An 18,182-nucleotide genomic window follows, 5' to 3' on the forward strand; every position below is an offset into this window, starting at 1 on the left:
ATGACCAGCCCAAATACGCAGAGTGACTGTGGATAAGCCGCGTGTCGTCCACAGGGTCAGCGGGGCCCGGTGCGCCGGTCGCAGGCTCCCGACATGACCTCGACCGAACGTGCTCAGCTCTCCGTCCGCTCACCGGCCGACCTGATCGCCGCCGTGCCGTACCTGCTCGGCTTCCATCCCGCCGACAGCGTGGTCGCGGTGGCGCTGCGCGGCCGGCAGATCATCTTCGCCGCCCGCGCCGACCTGCCCGACCCGTCGACGGACCCGGGCGACCGGGCCCGGCACCTGGCCGGTGTCATCCGGCGGCAGGGCGCGGAGGCCGCCACCGTGGTCGGTTACGGGCCTCCCGAACGGGTGACGCCCAGCGTGGACGCCGTGCGCGCCGCCCTGGCCGGCGTCGGGTTGGAGGTGCTCGACGCCCTGCGGGTGACCGATGGCCGTTGGTGGTCGTACCTCTGCACCGAGGCCGACTGCTGCCCTCCCGAGGGCCGCCGCTACGACCCGGCGGCCAACCAGGTGACCGCCTCGGCGGTATTCGCCGGGCAGGTCGCACTCCCCGACCGGGCCGCGCTCGCGGCGCAGGTGGCACCGGTGGACGGCGCCGCGCGCGAGGCGGTGCGCGCGGCCACCGCCCGCGCCGAGCTGAGGCTGACCGAGCTGGTCGAGGGGGCACCCGCGAGTGACCTGCTCGGCGGTCGGGCACTGCGCTCCGCCGGGGTGGCGGCGGTCCGCGAGGCGCAGCGCGCGCAGCGGCGCAGCGTACGCCTCGACGACGACGAGGTGGCGTGGCTGAGCCTGCTGCTGACGCACCTGCCGATCCGTGACCATGCCTGGGAACGCACCGACGGTCGGGACCGGGACATCGCCCTCTGGACCGACGTACTATGCCGGGCCGAGCCGGATCTGATCGCCGCGCCCGGTGCGCTGCTGGCGTTCGCCGCCTGGCGGGCGGGGCAGGGGGCGTTGGCGGCGGTCGCGCTGGAGCGGGTGCTGACCCTGCACCCCGACTATTCGCTCGCCCAACTCCTGGACGACCTGCTCCGGCGCGGGGTGCCCCCGTCCGACCTCGACGGCTGGCCGTCGGTCGGGATGCCCGGGGTGGTCCGCCCGCGCAGGCGGAGCCGACGTGGCCGCCGCTGACCAGCCCCGCCGACCGTCCGGTAGCACCAACGGTGCTACCAAGTTTGGTAGTCTGGCACCCATGACCGTGAAGCGATCCGTCAGCCTTCCCGACGACGTCGCGGAGTGGCTCGACCAGCAGCCCAACGTCTCGGCCGCTATCACCGAGGCGGTGCGCGCCCAGATGGCGGTTGTGCACCTCCACGAGGTGCTGCGCCGAGCCGGCATCGAGGTGACCGAGGCGGGCCGGGCGCGGTGGCGGGAGCGGCTGGCGACACCCATCCCGGCGGACGCCCTGGCCGAGGGTCGCCGCATGTTGGGGCGCGCCGAATGAGCGATCGGATCGCGGCGGTGTTCGACGCGTCGGCGTTGACTGCCTATATCGAGGGCAGCGTCTCGGTGGGGGAGTTGATGCTGGAGGTCGGCGATGAGGGCCGGCAGGTGGCGGTCCCGGCCGCGTGTCTGGCGGCCGCCATCGCGAGCGTGGGCGACGAGATCGATGCCGCGATGCTCGCCCTGATGGTGAGCGCCCCGATGATCTGTGTGCTGCCGCTCGATGCCGGCGGCGTGCGGGACGCGGGCACGCTGGCCCGCCTGGTGGGCGGCGACATCTCACTCGGGCAGGCCGCCAGTGCGGCCCTCACCCATGAGGCGCACTATGCGACCGCGCAGCCCGAGCTGGCGGCGAAGGTTCTGCCGACCAACTGGAGCATCCTCGACCTGGCCTGACGATCGACCGGGCACGCCCTAGCTGACCGGGCCGAACTTCCTCGCCAGCCGGACGAAGCTCACCCACGCTGCCGGCTCGAACGTCAGCGTGCCGCCGTCGCGGTCCTTCGTGTCGCGCACGAGCACGACCCCCGGCAGATTGTCGGCCACCTCGACGCACGCACCACCGTTCGAGCTGCTGCGGGTGCTCTTGCGCCAACGGGCGCCGGTCAGGTCATCCATGCTCGCGCTCTCAGGAAGTCGATGGTCAGGTCTCGCGGTAGCGCTATCGATCTGATGCTATCCCAGACCACCCACAACGGGGCAACGTCATTACTGATGCGCCCGGCCGCCTGGTCGTCGAGGTAGCCGACCTCGCCGCCGTCCGGCGTGCTGGCGATGACGAATGGCCCGGCCTGGCCGGGGTGGAGACCGGCCGTGAGGGGAAGCACGTGAATCATGACGGCCGGTCGCTCGGCGAGCGCCACCAGGTGGTCGATCTGGTCGGCCATGATGTCGGGTCTTCCCCGGCGCAGCGCCGCCTCGTCGATCACGAAGACGGTCAACGGTGGCCGGGGCCGATCGAACACGGCGGCCTGGCGACGCAGTCGGGTCTCCACATGGGCCTCAAGGTCCTCGCCGGCCCAGAGCCCGCTGCCCAGCACGGCTCGGGCGTACGCCTCGGTCTGGAGGAGGCCGGGCAACACGGCGGACTCGTACCACCGCAGCCCCACCGCCTCGCGCTCGATGTCCGTCCACGGCCGGAGCCACGCCGGCTCGCGGCGCTTGAACAGGTCGGGCCACAGGTCGCCCTCGTCGCGGCCGAGGACCGCCGCGACCTTCGACCGGTGGCGGGTCTGCGGAATCCGTCCCGGGTTCGCCCACTTGGCCGCCGTCTTGGGGTCCACACCGATCTGAGCTGCGAGGCTGTCCGCTGTCAGGCCGGACGCCGACATCGCCTCAGCAACTGCGCGGTTCATCCAAGACTCCCTCCGTACGTCCGGAACGTCCACAGGAGATGTTGCTACGCGGTGTATTCGGTCCGCAACCCTTGGAAGTGTGCCTCTTGCACGGCGCGGCCGGCAGGGACCCCCCGAGACCCGGCGGCCGCGTTCGTCAGGGGCCGCCCCGTGGGCGAGCACTCAGGGGCGGCCCCTCCCAACGACGAGGGGGAGACCATGCCGGACGCGCCCAAGCCGACGATGAAGGCCGGCGACCTCGTCCACCTGACCCGCGCCGCGAGCCCGCAGTTCGTCAGACCCATCACGGTGCGGGTCATCCGCGAACTCACCGACCGGCACACCTACCACGGATGGACCTGGATCGAGGCGTACGAGCTGGGGCCGGACGGGAACGCACGGGCCAAGCGGGCGTTGTTCGTCCTCCGCGAAGGGGTCGGCCCGTCGCCCTCCGGTCCACCCGAGACTGCCCACCAGCAGATCCGGGGCGTCCCTCTGCGGGTGGGACGATGACCGGCCGCTCCGAGCACCCCGTCACGAAGCCCGCGTGGCGCTGCCGGACCTGTGGGATCGCGTGGCCCTGTGCGGCCGCGAAACTGCGGCTGCTCGGCGAGTACCGCGGTCGCCGCGACGAGTTGATCACGCACCTGAAGGCGCTGGAGATCGAGGCGACGAACCAGCTCACCGAGCTGCACGGCGGCACGCCTCCGCCCAGCCTGACCGAACGCTTCACCGGTTGGGCCCAGGCGCGGTAGGCCCGGCGTGGTCGTCCGTCGAACGATGTAGGCGTCTCTCCTGTTCACGACCGACGCGGCGGAGCCGCCACCCCCGAACAATGGCGGAGGCCGCGCCGCGCCAGGCCGTCAGGCCGGCTGCTCCACGGCGACCCGCTGCGGGCCGGCGTACACGTTCATGGTCCGGCCCCGCAGGAAGCCGACGAGCGTCATCCCCGCCTCGTCGGCCAGTTCGACGGCGAGGCTGCTCGGTGCGGACACGGCGGCGAGCAGTGGCAGGCCCGCCATCCACGCCTTCTGGGTCAGCTCGAAGCTGGCCCGGCCCGAGACCAGCAGCAGGTACCCGGCCAGCGGCAGCCGGCGTTCCCGCACCGCCCAGCCGATCACCTTGTCCACCGCGTTGTGCCGACCCACGTCCTCCCGGAGCACCACCAGCTCACCGTCGGGCGTGAAGAGCCCTGCCGCGTGCAGCCCGCCGGTCCGGTCGAAGCCGCGCTGCGCGGCCCGCAGCCGGTCGGGCAGCTCGGCGAGCAACGTGGCCGGCACGGTGAGCGGGTCGGCCGAGACCGGAAACAGCGACCGGGTACGCACCGCGTCGATGCTGGCCTTGCCGCAGACCCCGCAGGAACTGGTCGTGTAGAAGTTCCGGGACGGGTCGGTCGTCGGCTCCGGTACGCCCGGGGCGAGCACCACGTCCACCACGTTGTACGTGTTCGGCGTCTCGGCGCCGGCGCAGAGCTGCGCGGTCAGCACGTCGTCGGTCGAGCGGATCAGCCCTTCCGTCAGCAGGAAACCGATGGCGAGATCCAGGTCGTCGCCCGGGGTGCGCATGGTGACGGCGAGCGGCCTGCGCCGGCCGGGGCCGGCCGCGCCGACCCGGATCTCCAGCGGCTCCTCGACGGCGAGGGTGTCCTGCCGTCGGACGGCTCCGCGTCCGTCGGCCGCCGCGTCCAGGTCGATCCGGAGTACGCCCCGTCGGTCAGTCGCCCGTCCCATCCCGCCATCCTGCACCCCGTGGCGGTACGCCCGCACGGCGCCGGCCATTGCGCACTCGGAAGGGCCACCGGCCGGCGGCGGCACGGCTACCGTGGCCGGGTGGGGTCGTACGCCGCCGTGGTGCTCGCGGGTGGGGCCGCCCGACGGATGGGTGGGGTGGACAAGCCCGCGCTGCCGGTCGGCGGCCGGTCGATGCGCGACCGGGTGCTGGCGGCCGTCGCCGATGCCGCGCCGCGCGTGCTGGTCGGCCCGGCCGAGGCCGTCCCACCCGGTGTGCGGGTGACCCGGGAGGATCCGCCCGGCGGAGGGCCGGTCGCCGCGATGGCGGCCGGGCTGGCGCGGCTCGATCCCGACACGACCCTGGTGGCGGTGCTCGCCGCCGACCTGCCGCTGCTCACCCGCTCCGCGATCGGCGAGCTGCTGGCCCAGCTCAGCCCGACGGAGCACCGTGCGGCGGCGGAGCATCGTGCGGCGGCGGAGCATCGTGCGGCGGCGGAGCATCGTGCGGCGGCGGAGCACCGTGCGGCGGACCCCCGTGCGGCGGCGGACCAGCCAAAGGCGGACCGGGCGGCGGCGGACCACCGGGAGGTGGGCGCCGCCGAGTCGAGCCTTGGCACCGGGCCTGCCGGGCGGGGGCGTCTCCTCGACGGGGTGTGCTTCGTCGACGCCGACGGTCGGCGGCAGTCGTTGTGCGGCGTGTGGCGGGTCGCCGCGCTGCGCGCCGGGCTGGATCGGCTGGCGGCCGGGCGCGGCGGTGACCTGGCCGGAGCCCCGGTACGGGCGCTGCTGGGCGGCCTCGTCGTCGGGGAGGTGCCCTGGGGCGGTGACGGCGGCCCGCCGCCCTGGTTCGACTGCGACACTGACGAGGACGTACGCCGGGCGGAGGAGTGGGTGCGATGACGGTGATGGACGACTGGGTCACGGCGGCCTGCGCCGAGCTGAGCCTGGACGCGACCCAGGTGCCCGTGTCGGCGGTGCTGGACGTGGCCCGCGACGTCGCCCACCAGGTGCTGCGACCGGGCGCGCCGGTCAGCGCGTACCTGCTCGGGTTGGCGGTGGGTCGGGGTGCCGACCCGGCGGACGCCGCGGCGCGGCTCAGCGCCCTCGCGGCGACCTGGCCGGTCGAGCTGGGTGCCGACCGCACCGACCCCACCGCACCCGCCAGCCAGGCCGACCCCGCCGACCCCGCCGGTCCGACGGCGGCCTGAGCGTCGCTCGCCGGCCGGCGTGGACGCGCTTCACCAGGTCACCGCCTGGGAGCCAACGATCTCGGTGTCCGATCCCGGTCCGGGCTGATTCGACCCCCGGACGGCGTGGGTAGGGTGACCGTGACGGACGGAGGCGATCATGACGGCTGACCACCCCTCGGCGCCGGACGGTGAGCTGCCTGGCGGCGCGGCGGATTCCATCCTGCTCGACGAGCCCAGCACCACCGACCTGCGGGCCAAGGTGACCGAGGCGTGGCAGGAGTTCGCCCGCGCGCTCGCCGTACGTCTGCGGGAGTTGCCCCCGGGCGCGCACCTTGAGCTGACGCTGGATCCCACCGCCTCCGGGACGGGGGACGCCGTCTACTCGATCAGCGTCGACGTGGACGGCACCGGCGGGCTGTCCGCCCGGGCGGTCGGCAACGCCGACCTGCCGGCGGGCTACCGGTTGGACCGTGCCGCGGTGGCGGACATGATCGCGCTCGGCTGGTCCCCGCCCGGCGTGGTGACCGGTTCCTTCAACTCCTTCGGGTTGGACGGTACGACGGCGGAGGCCACCCGGGTCGCCGCGCTGCTCTCCCGGACGCTGCGCGACGTCTACGGTGCCCCGCACCCGGCCTTCCTCGTCTACCTGGTGCAGGACGCCGAGCGCGAGCCGCTGGCCGTGGAGCCGTTGGGTACCGCGCGCAGCGAGTTCGGCCCGGACGCCGACGTCGAGGCCGATCTGGAGGAGGCGTTGGCCGAGGCTGCCGCCGGCCAGGCGGAGCGGGACGACGTGCTCGACCTCCCCGACCGGGTGCGCACGGTGGTGTCCGCGATGCTCAAGTCCGACGCCGACCGGTTGCAGATCGACTCGGACGGTGACATCACCATCCGCGCCGGCTCGGCGATGGTGTTCGTCCGGGTGCGGGACAATCCGCCCCTGGTGGACGTCTTCTCCCCGGTGCTGACCGAGGTGGAGCCGACCGAGCGGCTCTACGTCAAGCTGTCCGAGCTGACCAACCGGATGCCGATCGGCCGCCTCTACTGCGCCGACGACACGGTCTGGGCGTCGATCCCGGTGTTCGGCCGCAACTTCCAGGCCACACACCTGATGCTGGCCGTGCAGGTGATGACCGGTCTCGCCGACGAGTTGGACGACCGGCTGCACGGCGAGTTCGGCGGCAAGCGGTTCTTCGGCGAGGGCGACAAGCCGGTCCTGCGCGACGAGTCGCAGCACCGCACCGGCATGTACCTCTAGAGGTCCAGCAGCGTCTTGCCGACCGTCGCGCGCGCCTCGATGGCCGCGTGCGCGTCGGCGGCGCGCTCCAGCGGGAAGCGCTGGCCGATCAGGGGTCGCAGCCGGCCGGCCGCCGCGTCCGCGAGCGCCTGTTCGGTGTACGCCCGCAGGCGCGCGGGTGGCACGTCCGGCCGGAGCAGCGTGACCTGCCGTGCGGTGGCGGCCTCGGGCGGGATCGGGGACCATTCGCCGCTCGCCAACCCGAAGCTGATCATGCGGCCACCCGGGTCGAGCAGTTCGAACGCCGCCCGGGCCACTGCCCCGCCGACCCCGTCGAGCACCACGTCGACCCCGCCCGACGCAGCTCGGACGCGGTCGGCCCAGTCGGGCAGCAGGTAGTCGACGGCGAGGTCGGCACCCAGTCCGGGCAGCAGGTCCACCTTGCGTGGCCCACCGGCCGCGCCGATCACCCGTCCGCCGGCGCGGGCCGCCAGCTGCACCAGCAGGCTGCCCACACCACCCGCTGCGGCCTCCACCAGCACCCGGTCGCCGGGGCGTACGCCGACGGTGTCGATCAGCATGGCGGCGGTGCGCCCGTCGGCCAGCAGCGCCACCGCCTCGTCGAGTGGCAACCCGGTGGGCACCTCGATCGGCGCGGACGCGTCCACCACCGCGCGTTCGGCGTACCCGCCGGAGCCGCCGGTCGCGGTGACCACCCGCCGTCCGACCAGCGCCGGGTCAACGTCCGGTCCGGCGGCGGTGATCACGCCACCGACGCCGTTGCCGGGGATCAGCGGGGGAGTGACCCGGAACGGTCCGGGGCGACCGGAGCGCTGCTGCGTCTCGACGAAGGTGATGTTCGCGTGGGCGACGTCGATCGACACCTGGCCGGGGCCGGGCGTCGGGTCGGGCGCCGTGCCGGGCACCAGCACCTCCGGTCCGCCGAACTCCCGTAGCCAGATCGCCCGCATGACGTCCCCCTCGTGTCCGGTGATGGCAGCACCAGTGCAACAGGTGAACCTGGCTTGAGGTCAAGCTCCGCCGGAGGGGCCGACGCCGGGGGACTCCACCAGCCGGGACAGGACGATGGTGCTGCGGGTGGAGGTCACGAAGGACTCGGCACGCAGTCGTTCCAGGGCCGCCTCCAGGTGGGCGATGTCGGCGGCGCGCAGGTGGACGAGGGCGTCCGCCTCGCCCGAGACGGTGTACGCCCCGACCACCTCCGGGTGTCGACGCGCGGCCACGCCGATCTGCGCGGGGGTGGTCCGGCCGGCGCAGAACAGCTCGACGAACGCCTCGGTGGTCCAGCCGACGGCGGCCGGATCGACCACCGCCGTGAATCCCCTGATCACGCCGGTGGCGCGCAGACGGTCGACCCGGCGCTTGACCGCCGGGGCGGAGAGTGACACCCGCGTGCCGATGTCGGCGTACGACGCACGGGCGTCGGCGACGAGCAACGCAATGATCCGCTGGTCTACCGCGTCTATCTGCAACGTTCCGCCTCTGGGAAGCAACGGTTGTGGCTGTTACCAAAGTTCCACGGTACCTACTCTTGGTGACCGTGAACCAGCAGGGAGTCTCGCGAAAGCGGACATATCTCATGTGCTCGCCCGAGCACTTCGCGGTCGAGTACGCGATCAACCCGTGGATGGACGTGACCACCCCGGTCGACCGGGAACTGGCCGTCAAGCAGTGGGACCGGCTGCGCGAGACGCTGGTCGGCCTCGGCCACGAGGTGCACCTGCTCACCCCCGAGCGGGGCCTGCCCGACATGGTCTACGCCGCCAACGGCGCGTTCGTGGTGGACGGCAGTGTCTACGGCGCGCGGTTCAAGCACGAGCAGCGGGCCGCCGAGGCCGCCGCGCACCACGCCTTCTACGAGTCGCAGGGCTGGCGTTTCATCGCGCCGAGCGAGACCAACGAGGGCGAGGGTGACTTCGCGTACGTGCCGGAGGCGCACGGCGGGCTGATCCTGGCCGGGCACGGCTTCCGCACCGAGATCCCGGCGCACGCCGAGGCGCAGGAGGCGCTGGGCCGGCCGGTGGTGTCGCTGCGCCTGATCGACCCACGCTTCTACCACCTGGACGTGGCGCTCGCCTCCATCGACGACTCGAACGTCGTCTACTTCCCCGGCGCGTTCTCGGCGGCCAGCCAGCGGGTGCTGACCCAACTCTTCCCGGACGCGGTGCTCGCCGACGACGAGGACGCCATGGCCTTCGGGCTCAACCTCGTCAGCGACGGCGCGAACGTCGTGCTCAACAGCGAAGCCACCCGGCTGGCCGGCAAACTCAAGGCCGCCGGCTACAACCCGGTCCCGGTCGAGTTGGGCGAGCTGAAGAAGGGCGGCGGCAGCGTGAAGTGCTGCATCGCCGAACTGCGGCACTGACCCGAACACTGCCGCGTACGCCAGGGGCCGGCCTCCCGACGGGAGGTCGGCCCCTGATTGCGTCGACGGGCGGTCAGCCCAGCGTGGCCAGCTCGTTGATCAGCACGTTCGACATGACCTGACCGTCGCGCTGCACCTCCCGCAGGTACCACTTCTGTTGCGGGGTACGCGGCTGGTTGAACTGCCAGATCCCGCGCGGGCTGTCGATCTGGCCGATCTTGCCCAGTGCCAGGTTGACCTGCTGCGGCGTCGGCTTCCCACCGGTCAGCTGGATGGCCTGGTCGAGCACCTGCGCCGCGTCGTACGACGCCATGGCGTACGTGGTGGGCGTGACCTGGTACTTCTTGCGGTACGCCGAGGCGAAGACCCGGTTGGAGGTGCTGTTCAGGTCGGCCGAGTAGTTCAGCGCGGTCTGGATGCCGAGCGCGTTGTCCTTCAGGTTTTCCAGCACGGTGCCCTCGGTGAGGAAGCCGGGTGCGTAGACGGGCCCGGAGAATTTCTCGCGCAGCTGCTTGATGAACTCCACCGCGGCATTGCCGGCGTAGAAGCAGAAGACCGCCGTCGGCTTCTTGGCCAGCGCCTTGCTGATGTCCACGGTGAACGCGGTCATGCCCGGGTTGGGGTTGGCGGTGGTGTAGGTCACCGGGTCGGCGATCCGCGGGTCGGTGGCGCCGAACTCCTGCCGGAAGCCGCGCACCACGTCCGGGCTGCCGACGTTCTCCGGCATGATGATCGCAACTCGGCCGTTGGGCGGCAGCTGGTCGCGCAGGTAGCGGCCCAGTGCCCGGCCGGCCTCGTCCAGCACGTAGGACGTCCGCCAGATGTAGAAGACGCTCTGCAGGCTGCTCGGTGAGGCGTTGGAGCCGATCAGCGGAACCCTGGCCTGCTCCACGGTGTTCCGGATGCCGAGCATCACCGCCGAGTTGACCACCCCGGTGAGCGCCAGCACGCCCTGCTTGAGCAGACCGTCGACGGCGGCCTTGCCGGTCTTTTCGGTGTCACCCTCGTCGGCGGTCAGCAGGTCGACCGGGTGCCCGCCCAACCGCTGGTCGTGTAGGTCGAGGAAGAGCTGGAAGCCGTTGGTGATGTCGTCGCCGATGCTCTTGAAGCCGCCGGCCTGCGGCGTGATCAGACCGATCTTGACCGGGCTCCGATCGGCGATGGGCTGGGTGTCGCTGTCGGAGCCGCATCCGGCGGCGAATCCGGTGGTACCGAGCGCGGCCAACAGTTGGAGCGCCCGCCTGCGATTCATCTGCGACACCGAGTTCCTTCCCAGGAGCGTTGCAGGGCAGAACACACAGCCCCTCCGGCGTTCTACCTGCTCCGCGACGCTGCGTCAATGGCTATTGATCATTGTGTAAAGACCGCAACGCATCGAGGACCTGGGGCCAGGCCGAAGCCTCCGGGTCGATCAGCCCGAAATGCTCGTGTCCGGGCAGTTCAAGAAGGGAAATATCGGATCCTGCGCCACGAGCCGCCGCGACGAAATCCCGGCTCATCGCCACCGGCACCTGTCGATCCTCCGAGCCATGAATAACTACTGTCCGTGTCCGCATGGGCACCAGCATTCGTGGATCGGCCACCGCGTACCGGTCCGGGACCTCGGCCGGGCCGCCACCGAGCAGCGCCGCCACCGCGCCGGAATCCAGATCCCGCCGGTACGCCTCGCCCAGGTCGGCCACCGGCGCCAGGGCGAGCACCCCGCCCACCGACGTCGGTGCGGTGGCCGCCACGAACATCGCCAGGTGGCCGCCCGCGGAGTGCCCGACCAGGAGCGGCGCCGCCCCGCTCACCCGGCCCGGCAGTGCCTCGGCGGCCAGCTCGGGCAGCGCGGCGATCCCGGTCAACGCGTCGGTCAACGTGCCCGGCCAGCCACCGCCGGGCTGCCCGGTGCGCCGGTACTCCACCTGCGCCACCGGATACCCGAGTGCGGCGAGCGCGGCCGCCATCGGTCCGGTGTGCCGCCGGTCGTACTCGGCCCGCCAGAAGCCACCGTGCACCACGACGACCAGTGGCCGCGCCGGGCCACTGCCCGCCGGGGCACGCAGGTCGGCGACCTGGTCCGGGTGATCGCCGTACGCCACCGTGTGGTCGGGCTCCGGGGCGGGCCGGGTCAGCACGGCACGCGGGTCGGCAGGCATGGCGCGACGGTAGCGCGCACCGCCCGGGTGGTTCGGCCCCGGGGAGTCGGTCCCGGGCGGCATGGGTCGCGCCCACTGGGTAAAGATGGACCCCATGACCGAAGCGCACTCCGCTGGACAGAACGACGAGCCCGGCCCCGACGAGTCCGGTCACTCCGGCACGGTGGTGGTGGTCGGCCCGGACGGCCGCCCGATCGGCACCGTGCAGACCGAGGAGGGCCAGGGTGAGGACCCGACCCGCCTGGTCGAGCAACCGGCCAAGGTGATGCGGATCGGCAGCATGATCAAGCAGCTCCTGGAGGAGGTCAAGGCGGCCCCACTGGACGACGCCAGCCGCAACCGGATGCGCGAGATCCACGAGCGGTCGATCGTCGAGCTCAAGGAGGGCCTCGCGCCCGAGCTGCGCGACGAACTGGAACGGATCTCGTTGCCGTTCGCCGAGGACAAGGCCCCGAGCGAGAGCGAGCTGCGGATCGCGCACGCCCAGCTCGTCGGCTGGCTGGAGGGCCTGTTCCACGGCATCCAGGCGGCCCTGGTCGCCCAGCAGATGGCAGCCCGGGTGCAGTTGGAGCAGATGCGCGGTGGCCGGCAGGCGCTGCCCAGTGGCCCGGGCGGGGTCGTCCCCGGAATGCCGGGCATCGGCCAGCCGGGCGGCGGCGAGGGTCACAACACCGGTCAGTACCTCTGACCTCAGTCCACCCCGAAGATCTTCTCCAGGTACGCCGCCACGCCGTCCTCGGTGTTCGCCGCCGTCACCTCGTCGGCGACCGCCAGGACGGCGCGGTGCGCGTTGGCCACCGCCACGCCACGCCCGGCCCAGGTCAGCATCGGCACGTCGTTGGGCATGTCGCCGAAGGCCAGCACGTCCGCGGCGGCCACGCCGAGCCGGTCGCAGTACCAGTCGAGCCCGGCCGCCTTGGTCACCCCAGCCGCGGAGATCTCCACCAGACCCGAGTACGACGAGTGCGTGGCCTCGGCCAACCCCGCCACCGCCGTGCCGATCAGCTCGACGAACCTGTCCGGATCCTGTTCGCCGGCGCGGGCGAGCAGCTTCACCGCCGGTAGCGACAGCAACTCCTCCGGCGTCTCGACCGGGCGGATCCGGTCGTGGTCGGCGTCCCAGCGCAGCGGGTAGTGCGCCTCGTGCCGCATCTCCCGGCTGTCCAGGATTTCCACCGCGAAGCTGATGTCGGGCACCTCGGCGCGCAGCCTCCGGGCCACCTCGGCCAGGTGCTGCGGCGCGAGCGGGTCGGCCCGCAGCACCTCGTCGGTGACCGGGTCGTAGACCACCGCGCCGTTGGCGCAGACCGCCGGCAGGGGCTCGGCCAGTTGGTCGTACACCATCTTGAGCCAGCGGACCGGACGGCCGGTGACCAGCACGACCGGCGTGCCTCGCGCGGTGATCCGCGCGAGCACGTCGGCGGTGCGCGGGCTGAGCGTGCGGTCGTCGCGGATCAGCGTGCCGTCGATGTCGGTGGCGACCAGGCGGGGCGTCTCTCCCATCACCGGGACAGTAGCCGGTCCAGGTACACCGCGACTCCGTCGTCGTCGTTACGCAGCGTCACCTCGTCGGCGACCGCGCGCAGGGTGGGGTGCGCGTTGGCCACCGCCACCCGGGACCAGCCGGCCCACTCGAACATCGGCAGGTCGTTGGGCATGTCACCGAAGACCAGCACATCGGCCGGGTCGACACCCAGGCTCTGCGCCACCACCGTCAGCCCGGTCGCCTTGTCCACCCCCGGTGGGCAGATCTCGATGAAGCCGAGCCCGGCCTGGGTGAGTGTGGCGACCTGCGGCGCAATGATCCGGCGGGCGACCGCCAGCAACTCGTCGACGTGGTCGTCGGCGGTCCGGGCGAACGCCTTGATCACGTCGCAGGAGAGGCACTCGTCGCGGGTGCGTGCCTCGAACCGGTCCTGGTAGGGCCAGCTTTCGTGGTAGTCGCCCCACAGCGGGGCGTCGTGCTCGTCGGACGCCTCGACCATCACGGTCAGCGGGCCGACCTCGGCCTCCAGGTCGGCCAGCAACCGGGCCAGCACCTCGGCGGGCAGCCGCTCGTCGCGGAGCACCACGGGGCCCGCCGGGTCGCTCTGGTCGACCACCCGGCCGCCGCCGGCCATCACCAGGAAGTCGGCGGCCCGGATGTCGTTGCGGGTCAACTCGGTCAGCCGTGGGCCGCGTCCGGTCGCGCCGACCACCGGAATTCCGGCGGCCCGCACCCGGTCGAGCACCCCATGGGTGTACGCGGAGACGGTGTCGTCGCTGCGGACGAGCGTGCCGTCGAGGTCGGTCGCGATCAGCTTGGGCAGTCCCGGGCGGGTCATCGTTCCTCCTTCGCCCACCGCCGTCGCGCCGGTCAGAAGGTCCCGGCGTGACGGCGGGCAGCAACCGTACCTCGGGAAACACGCCCCAACCATGGCTTTGAAGCGACTCGAACCCGAACCCCGGACCCCCGTGAGGTGTCCCCACACCCCCCGCGCGAGGTCTGGGCTCACGGGGGTTTCAGGCGGGGTGTTCGGGGCGGGCGAAGGGGGCTGACGGGGTGACCGTCAGGTCGGCCGGCGCGGGCAGGCCGTCCTCCTGCTCGACCGGGTCGCGGTGCCGGCGGCGCCAGCCCTGCCCCGTCGTGTCCCCGGACCGGTCGTCGTCAACCGGCGCGGTCGGTGCCAGCCGCAGGGCGGCGGCGAACAGGACGCAGGCGACGAACGCCATCACCAGGCCGCGGCCGTACTCGATCCGGAAGTTGTCCTCCGACGCGTAGAAGTAGTTCCGTTGACCGGAGTCCTCCAGAGTCGCCGCCGCGGCGACCAACAGCGCCAGCAGGGCTCCGGCCAGGGTGAACCCGACCAGCCGGGCGTTCTGCCGGGCGGCCGCCGTGCCCCGCAGCGCCAGCGCCACGGTGCAGACCAGACCCAGCAGACCGACCAGGTAACCGATCCCGAAGCCACCCACGTCGGACACCCCGGCGGGCACGTCGATCGAGGTGGAACCGGACGGGCCGCCGTTCGGCAGGGTCATCACCAGCCACTCACCGACCATCGAGGCCACGCCGGCCACCGCCCCGAGCCCGGCGGTCAGCACGGGCAGCCGGGGATCCCGGGTGAGCCCGGCCAGGGACCGGTCGAACCGGCGCGCCGGGGGCGGATCGTCGGCACCCCACTCGATCACGGCCGGGCCGTCGGACCGGTCGCCCTGCCGTGGGATCGGCAGCTCCTCGGACATCGGCCATCCTTCCGCCGGTCACGGACCTGCGTCGAATCATGGCACAGTCGACGGCAGGTGACCCGAATCGCAGGGCGGGCGTCGGTGCCGGTCGGTCGCCCAGCGGTCACCTTTCCGCTAGCGTTCTGCTCATGCCAATCCGTACCGCTTCAGCACAATGGCAGGGCAACCTCACCGAGGGCTCCGGCACCGTCCGCACCGGTAAGGGCGGCCTGTCGGGCAACTACTCCTTCAAGTCGCGCTTCGAGGAGGGCGAGGGCACCAACCCCGAGGAGCTCATCGCCGCCGCGCACTCCGGCTGCTTCTCGATGGCGTTCTCCAAGGCGCTCGCCGACGCCGGCTCGACGCCGACCTCCGTCGAGACCACCGCCAAGGTCCACCTGGACAAGACCGACGCGGGGATGACCGTCACCCGGATCGAGCTGGAGACCGTCGGTCAGGTGCCGGGCATCGACGACGCCGAGTTCCAGAAGCTCGCCGAGGCCGCCAAGGCGAACTGCCCGATCTCCCGCCTGCTCTCGCCGGGCGCCGAGATCACCCTCACCGCGCGCCTGGCCTCCTGAGCCGGGCGACCCGCACACCGCACGTTCACGGAAGGGAGCCTCCGCCGCTCCCTTTCCGTGAACGTGCGGACTCCCGGCAACGGTCATTCAACAGGCGCGTCGGGCACAATGGGCGAGGTGCCGGTGGAGATGAGCCGTGAGCGCTTCGAGGAGTTGGTCGGCGAAGCTCTCGACGAGGTGCCCGAGGAACTGCTCGGCCTGATGAACAACGTGGTGATCCTGGTCGAGGACGACCCACCACCGGGCGAGGCCGAGCTGCTCGGCCTCTACGAGGGCCACGCGCTCACCGATCGCGGCTGGGACTACTCCGGCGTACTGCCGGACCGGATCTTCATCTACCGCCGTCCGATCCTGCGGATCTGCGACGACGACGAGGACGTCATCGACGAGGTGGCGGTCACCGTGGTGCACGAGATCGCCCACCACTTCGGCATCGACGACGCGCGGCTGCACGCGCTGGGCTGGGGCTGAACCGCGCCGCGCCGCTCGGCCGATGGTCCGTGGTTGCCGTGGTCGCCTACCGTCGGTGCAGCGAACGCGAACCTATTCGGGAGGCCCTTTCATGCGCAGCGAGCTGTTCTCCGCGGAGAACCTGGAGAAGGAGTCCGCGCAGCCCGGCATGCGGCTGCAGAACTCCAAGATGTTGAAGATCGAGCTCAACGGCGAGGCGATGGCCCGGGTCGGGTCGATGGTCGCCTACCAGGGCAACGTCCAGTTCCAGGCGCTCGGCTCGGGTGGGCTCGGCAAGTTCCTCAAGCAGAAGCTCACCGGCGAGGGCGTCCCGCTGATGAAGGTCACCGGTCAGGGTGACGTCTTCCTCGCCGAGCTGGCCAAGGACGTGCACATCATCGACCTGGAGCCGGGCGACGCGCTCTCCATCAACGGCTCCAGCGTCCTCGCCTTCGACTCCACCCTCCAGTACGACATCAGGATGGTCGGCGGCGCCGGGATGGCGTCCTCGTCCGGCCTGTTCAACTGCGTGTTCAGCGGCTACGGCCGGATCGCCATCACCACCAAGGGCACCCCGGTCGTGCTCAACGTGGACGCGCCCACCTACGTCGACCCGCAGGCCGCCGTCTGCTGGTCGGCCAACCTCCAGACCGGCTACCACCGCGCCGAGCAGCTCGGCCTCGGCACGTTGCTGGGCCGCCGCACCGGCGAGTCGTTCACGATGAGCTTCGCCGGCCAGGGCTTCGTGGTGGTGCAGCCGTCCGAGGAGCCGCCGATCATGGGCAGCGGCCAGCAGCAGCAGGAGGGCGGTCTGCTCGGCAGTCTGCTGAGCTGACCACACCGGTGCGGGCGCTCCCGGGCCACCGGGGGTGTCCGCACCTCCGCGGTCAGCTCAACTCGCCGGTGCGCAGCCGGGCCAGCCAGGCCGCCGCGTCCGCGTAGTCGACGTCGGACAGACCGGCCGGCGCCGGCACCGGCCGCTCACCCGCCGCCGCGGTCCAGCGGTGCCGGGGGTACGAGCCCAGGAAGCGGACGTCGGCACAGACCCGGCGCAGCCCCTGCAACGCCTCGCCCAGCCGTACGTCGGCCACGTGCCCCGTGCAGTCCAGGAAGAACACGTACCGGCCCAGGGCCTCGCCGGTCGGCCGGGACTCGATCCTGGTCAGGTTGACCCCCCGGACAGCCAGCTCCATCAGCACCGACAGCAGCGCACCGACCCGGTCGTGGGCGATGTAGACCGCGAGCGAGGTCAGATCGTCGCCGGTCGGCGGCGGAGGCGGCCCGGGGCGGGACACCAACGCGAACCGGGTCACCGCGTCGGGATGGTCGGCAATCTTGTCGGCGAGCACGGTGAGCCGGTGCCGGGTCGCCCCGATCGGCGCGCAGATCGCCGCGTCGTACTCGCCGGACCCGGCGCCGGCGGCCGCCGCGCCGTTGGAGAGCACGTCGACCACCACCGCGTCGGGCAGGTGGTCGCGCAGCCAGCCCCGGCACTGGTTGGACGCCTGCGGATGCGCCGCGACGACACGGACCGAGGTCAGCGAGGTGCCCGGCCGCGCGCCGAGCACGAACTCCACCGGCAGGACCACCTCCCGGCTGATCACCAGTGGCTCGCCCTCGGCCATCTCGTCGAGGGTGACGCCCACCGCGCCGCCGATCGAGTTTTCCAACGGCACCAGCGCGGCGTCGGCGTCCCCGACCCGGACGTGGTCCAACGCCTCCCCGACGCTGCGTGCGGACGTACGGGTGCCGCGTTCGGCGGCGGGGATGGTACGCAGGGCCTGCTCCGCGAAGGTGCCCTCCGGACCGAGGTAGACGAAACGCGTCGGTGGTGTTCCCGGCATGTCGACCAGCCTACGCACCCGGCCCGATGGCCGGGCCGGCGTCGCAGGCGAGCGTCCGGATCCCGGTGGGGCCGGTGGCGCGTACCTCGATGGTGCACACGTCGGTGCCGGCGGTGACCAGCTCCGGTGCGGTCGGTCGACCCCGGGTGACGACCTGAAGCTCCTCGTGCCCGGTCACGTCGAGCACCGTGTACTGCCAGTCGGCGGCGCAGAGCGGGCCGGTGCGGACCTGGACCCGCACGTTGGGCGGCAGCACATCGGCCTGCCCGCGCAGCAGTTCCACGACCCGCTGTCCGGTCGGCCCGTTCCGGCAGGCCGTGGCGACCAGCCCGGCGTCCGGGGTGGCCGACGGGGTGCCGAACGGCGGTAGGGACGGCGCGGTGGTGGGCGTGGTGCCGGGAGTGCGCGTCGGGGCCGCCGTCGGGGATCCGGTGCCGGTCGGCGCCGCGCCCGGGTTTCGTAGCTCGGGTGGGGTGCCGCAGCCGGTCACCGCACCGATCGTGAGCAGCGCGAGGGTCGCCGGCAGCACGGTGTGTGTCACCGCCCGCGATGGGGTGGACGCGCGGCGGCGTGGGGTGAACGGCACGGGCCGATCCTTGGGACATCGGGAGTTCGTCGTGGCCGGGGTGGCCGAGC

At 72.4% G+C, this 18,182-nt stretch carries 25 protein-coding genes; 13 read left to right on the forward strand and 12 right to left on the reverse strand.

Going from position 1 to position 18,182, the window contains the following annotated elements; all coding sequences use genetic code 11:
* Positions 1-93 precede the first annotated feature (93 nt).
* The 3 genes from AB0H52_RS07480 to AB0H52_RS07490 all read left to right on the forward strand — a co-directional run bounded on the left by AB0H52_RS07480 (position 94) and on the right by AB0H52_RS07490 (position 1,848).
* Positions 94-1,140: a DUF4192 domain-containing protein gene (locus AB0H52_RS07480; RefSeq protein ID WP_151491266.1), complete on the forward strand. Its 1,047-nt coding sequence runs from the start codon at positions 94-96 to the stop codon at positions 1,138-1,140.
* 61 nt (positions 1,141-1,201) lie between these two features.
* The gene (locus AB0H52_RS07485; protein WP_151491267.1) at positions 1,202-1,453 is read left to right on the forward strand and encodes a hypothetical protein; all 252 of its coding nucleotides are present in this window, start codon (positions 1,202-1,204) and stop codon (positions 1,451-1,453) included.
* Positions 1,450-1,848, forward strand: a complete 399-nt coding sequence (locus AB0H52_RS07490; RefSeq protein ID WP_151491268.1) for a hypothetical protein — start codon at positions 1,450-1,452, stop codon at positions 1,846-1,848. Before AB0H52_RS07485 ends, AB0H52_RS07490 begins: the two co-directional genes overlap by 4 nt.
* 18 nt (positions 1,849-1,866) lie before the next feature.
* Here AB0H52_RS07490 and AB0H52_RS07495 read toward each other — a convergent pair whose 3' ends face one another.
* Together AB0H52_RS07495 and AB0H52_RS07500 are read right to left on the reverse strand one after the other, a co-directional pair.
* Positions 1,867-2,070, reverse strand: coding sequence for a DUF397 domain-containing protein (locus AB0H52_RS07495; protein WP_151491269.1), 204 nt, complete (start codon positions 2,068-2,070; stop codon positions 1,867-1,869).
* Entirely contained in the window at positions 2,058-2,807 is a 750-nt protein-coding gene (locus AB0H52_RS07500) for a DUF5753 domain-containing protein (protein WP_151491270.1), read from the reverse strand. Before AB0H52_RS07500 ends, AB0H52_RS07495 begins: the two co-directional genes overlap by 13 nt.
* Before the next feature lie 150 nt (positions 2,808-2,957).
* Here AB0H52_RS07500 and AB0H52_RS07505 point away from each other — a divergent pair, with 150 nt between their 5' ends.
* On the forward strand, positions 2,958-3,299 hold the full coding sequence (locus AB0H52_RS07505) for a hypothetical protein (RefSeq protein WP_225854640.1): 342 nt from the start codon (positions 2,958-2,960) through the stop codon (positions 3,297-3,299).
* Entirely contained in the window at positions 3,296-3,541 is a 246-nt protein-coding gene (locus tag AB0H52_RS07510) for a flavin reductase (RefSeq protein WP_151491271.1), read from the forward strand. The genes AB0H52_RS07505 and AB0H52_RS07510 overlap by 4 nt, the downstream gene beginning before the upstream one ends.
* Before the next feature lie 108 nt (positions 3,542-3,649).
* On the opposite strand, the gene fdhD is transcribed toward AB0H52_RS07510, so the two are convergent.
* A complete protein-coding gene (fdhD, locus tag AB0H52_RS07515; RefSeq protein WP_151491272.1) occupies positions 3,650-4,516 on the reverse strand; it encodes a formate dehydrogenase accessory sulfurtransferase FdhD in 867 nt (288 codons plus the stop codon).
* A 99-nt stretch (positions 4,517-4,615) separates the two neighbouring features.
* Here fdhD and AB0H52_RS07520 point away from each other — a divergent pair, with 99 nt between their 5' ends.
* From AB0H52_RS07520 to AB0H52_RS07530, 3 genes are all read left to right on the forward strand, one after another.
* Positions 4,616-5,416, forward strand: a complete 801-nt coding sequence (locus AB0H52_RS07520; RefSeq protein ID WP_357945868.1) for an NTP transferase domain-containing protein — start codon at positions 4,616-4,618, stop codon at positions 5,414-5,416.
* Entirely contained in the window at positions 5,413-5,724 is a 312-nt protein-coding gene (locus AB0H52_RS07525) for a DUF6457 domain-containing protein (RefSeq protein ID WP_151491274.1), read from the forward strand. The genes AB0H52_RS07520 and AB0H52_RS07525 overlap by 4 nt, the downstream gene beginning before the upstream one ends.
* Positions 5,725-5,863: 139 nt before the next feature.
* The gene (locus AB0H52_RS07530; RefSeq protein ID WP_151491275.1) at positions 5,864-6,961 is read left to right on the forward strand and encodes a YbjN domain-containing protein; all 1,098 of its coding nucleotides are present in this window, start codon (positions 5,864-5,866) and stop codon (positions 6,959-6,961) included.
* On the opposite strand, the gene AB0H52_RS07535 is transcribed toward AB0H52_RS07530, so the two are convergent.
* Positions 6,958-7,911: a zinc-binding dehydrogenase gene (locus AB0H52_RS07535; protein ID WP_357945871.1), complete on the reverse strand. Its 954-nt coding sequence runs from the start codon at positions 7,909-7,911 to the stop codon at positions 6,958-6,960. The genes AB0H52_RS07530 and AB0H52_RS07535 overlap by 4 nt on opposite strands.
* 60 nt (positions 7,912-7,971) lie before the next feature.
* Positions 7,972-8,433 (reverse strand): Lrp/AsnC family transcriptional regulator, encoded by a 462-nt coding sequence (locus AB0H52_RS07540; RefSeq protein ID WP_151491291.1) that lies wholly within the window; start codon positions 8,431-8,433, stop codon positions 7,972-7,974.
* A gap of 59 nt (positions 8,434-8,492) precedes the next feature.
* On the opposite strand from AB0H52_RS07540, the gene ddaH reads away from it, so the two are divergent.
* The gene (gene ddaH, locus AB0H52_RS07545; RefSeq protein ID WP_357945874.1) at positions 8,493-9,326 is read left to right on the forward strand and encodes a dimethylargininase; all 834 of its coding nucleotides are present in this window, start codon (positions 8,493-8,495) and stop codon (positions 9,324-9,326) included.
* A gap of 73 nt (positions 9,327-9,399) precedes the next feature.
* Here ddaH and AB0H52_RS07550 read toward each other — a convergent pair whose 3' ends face one another.
* Together AB0H52_RS07550 and AB0H52_RS07555 are read right to left on the reverse strand one after the other, a co-directional pair.
* Positions 9,400-10,587 carry an ABC transporter substrate-binding protein gene (locus tag AB0H52_RS07550; protein ID WP_151491301.1) on the reverse strand — a complete coding sequence of 396 codons (1,188 nt, stop codon included), beginning with the start codon at positions 10,585-10,587 and terminating at the stop codon, positions 9,400-9,402.
* Between the two features lie 82 nt (positions 10,588-10,669).
* A complete protein-coding gene (locus AB0H52_RS07555; RefSeq protein WP_151491305.1) occupies positions 10,670-11,467 on the reverse strand; it encodes a prolyl oligopeptidase family serine peptidase in 798 nt (265 codons plus the stop codon).
* Positions 11,468-11,552: 85 nt separating this feature from the next.
* Here AB0H52_RS07555 and AB0H52_RS07560 point away from each other — a divergent pair, with 85 nt between their 5' ends.
* The gene (locus tag AB0H52_RS07560; RefSeq protein ID WP_151491308.1) at positions 11,553-12,155 is read left to right on the forward strand and encodes a bacterial proteasome activator family protein; all 603 of its coding nucleotides are present in this window, start codon (positions 11,553-11,555) and stop codon (positions 12,153-12,155) included.
* A 2-nt stretch (positions 12,156-12,157) separates the two neighbouring features.
* On the opposite strand, the gene AB0H52_RS07565 is transcribed toward AB0H52_RS07560, so the two are convergent.
* The 3 genes from AB0H52_RS07565 to AB0H52_RS07575 all read right to left on the reverse strand — a co-directional run bounded on the left by AB0H52_RS07565 (position 12,158) and on the right by AB0H52_RS07575 (position 14,689).
* A complete protein-coding gene (locus AB0H52_RS07565) occupies positions 12,158-12,970 on the reverse strand; it encodes an HAD family hydrolase (RefSeq protein ID WP_278125589.1) in 813 nt (270 codons plus the stop codon).
* Positions 12,970-13,791 carry an HAD hydrolase family protein gene (locus AB0H52_RS07570; protein ID WP_357945878.1) on the reverse strand — a complete coding sequence of 274 codons (822 nt, stop codon included), beginning with the start codon at positions 13,789-13,791 and terminating at the stop codon, positions 12,970-12,972. The genes AB0H52_RS07565 and AB0H52_RS07570 overlap by 1 nt, the downstream gene beginning before the upstream one ends.
* A gap of 178 nt (positions 13,792-13,969) precedes the next feature.
* Positions 13,970-14,689 carry a hypothetical protein gene (locus AB0H52_RS07575; RefSeq protein WP_357945881.1) on the reverse strand — a complete coding sequence of 240 codons (720 nt, stop codon included), beginning with the start codon at positions 14,687-14,689 and terminating at the stop codon, positions 13,970-13,972.
* A 131-nt stretch (positions 14,690-14,820) separates the two neighbouring features.
* Here AB0H52_RS07575 and AB0H52_RS07580 point away from each other — a divergent pair, with 131 nt between their 5' ends.
* From AB0H52_RS07580 to AB0H52_RS07590, 3 genes are all read left to right on the forward strand, one after another.
* Positions 14,821-15,252, forward strand: coding sequence for an OsmC family protein (locus AB0H52_RS07580; RefSeq protein WP_151488927.1), 432 nt, complete (start codon positions 14,821-14,823; stop codon positions 15,250-15,252).
* 123 nt (positions 15,253-15,375) lie between these two features.
* Complete coding sequence (locus AB0H52_RS07585; protein ID WP_192580183.1) at positions 15,376-15,723, forward strand: metallopeptidase family protein; 348 nt, start codon at positions 15,376-15,378, stop codon at positions 15,721-15,723.
* 91 nt (positions 15,724-15,814) lie between these two features.
* Complete coding sequence (locus AB0H52_RS07590) at positions 15,815-16,537, forward strand: AIM24 family protein (protein WP_151488925.1); 723 nt, start codon at positions 15,815-15,817, stop codon at positions 16,535-16,537.
* A 52-nt stretch (positions 16,538-16,589) separates the two neighbouring features.
* Here the strand turns inward: AB0H52_RS07590 and pheA are convergent, their stop codons facing one another.
* Positions 16,590-17,546 carry a prephenate dehydratase gene (gene pheA, locus AB0H52_RS07595; protein WP_357945884.1) on the reverse strand — a complete coding sequence of 319 codons (957 nt, stop codon included), beginning with the start codon at positions 17,544-17,546 and terminating at the stop codon, positions 16,590-16,592.
* A 10-nt stretch (positions 17,547-17,556) separates the two neighbouring features.
* Positions 17,557-18,132 carry a hypothetical protein gene (locus AB0H52_RS07600; protein WP_225854221.1) on the reverse strand — a complete coding sequence of 192 codons (576 nt, stop codon included), beginning with the start codon at positions 18,130-18,132 and terminating at the stop codon, positions 17,557-17,559.
* Positions 18,133-18,182: the final 50 nt, after the last annotated feature.

This window comes from Micromonospora sp. NPDC050695 (assembly GCF_040654415.1).
In the GTDB taxonomy this organism is placed as follows: Bacteria; Actinomycetota; Actinomycetes; order Mycobacteriales; family Micromonosporaceae; genus Micromonospora.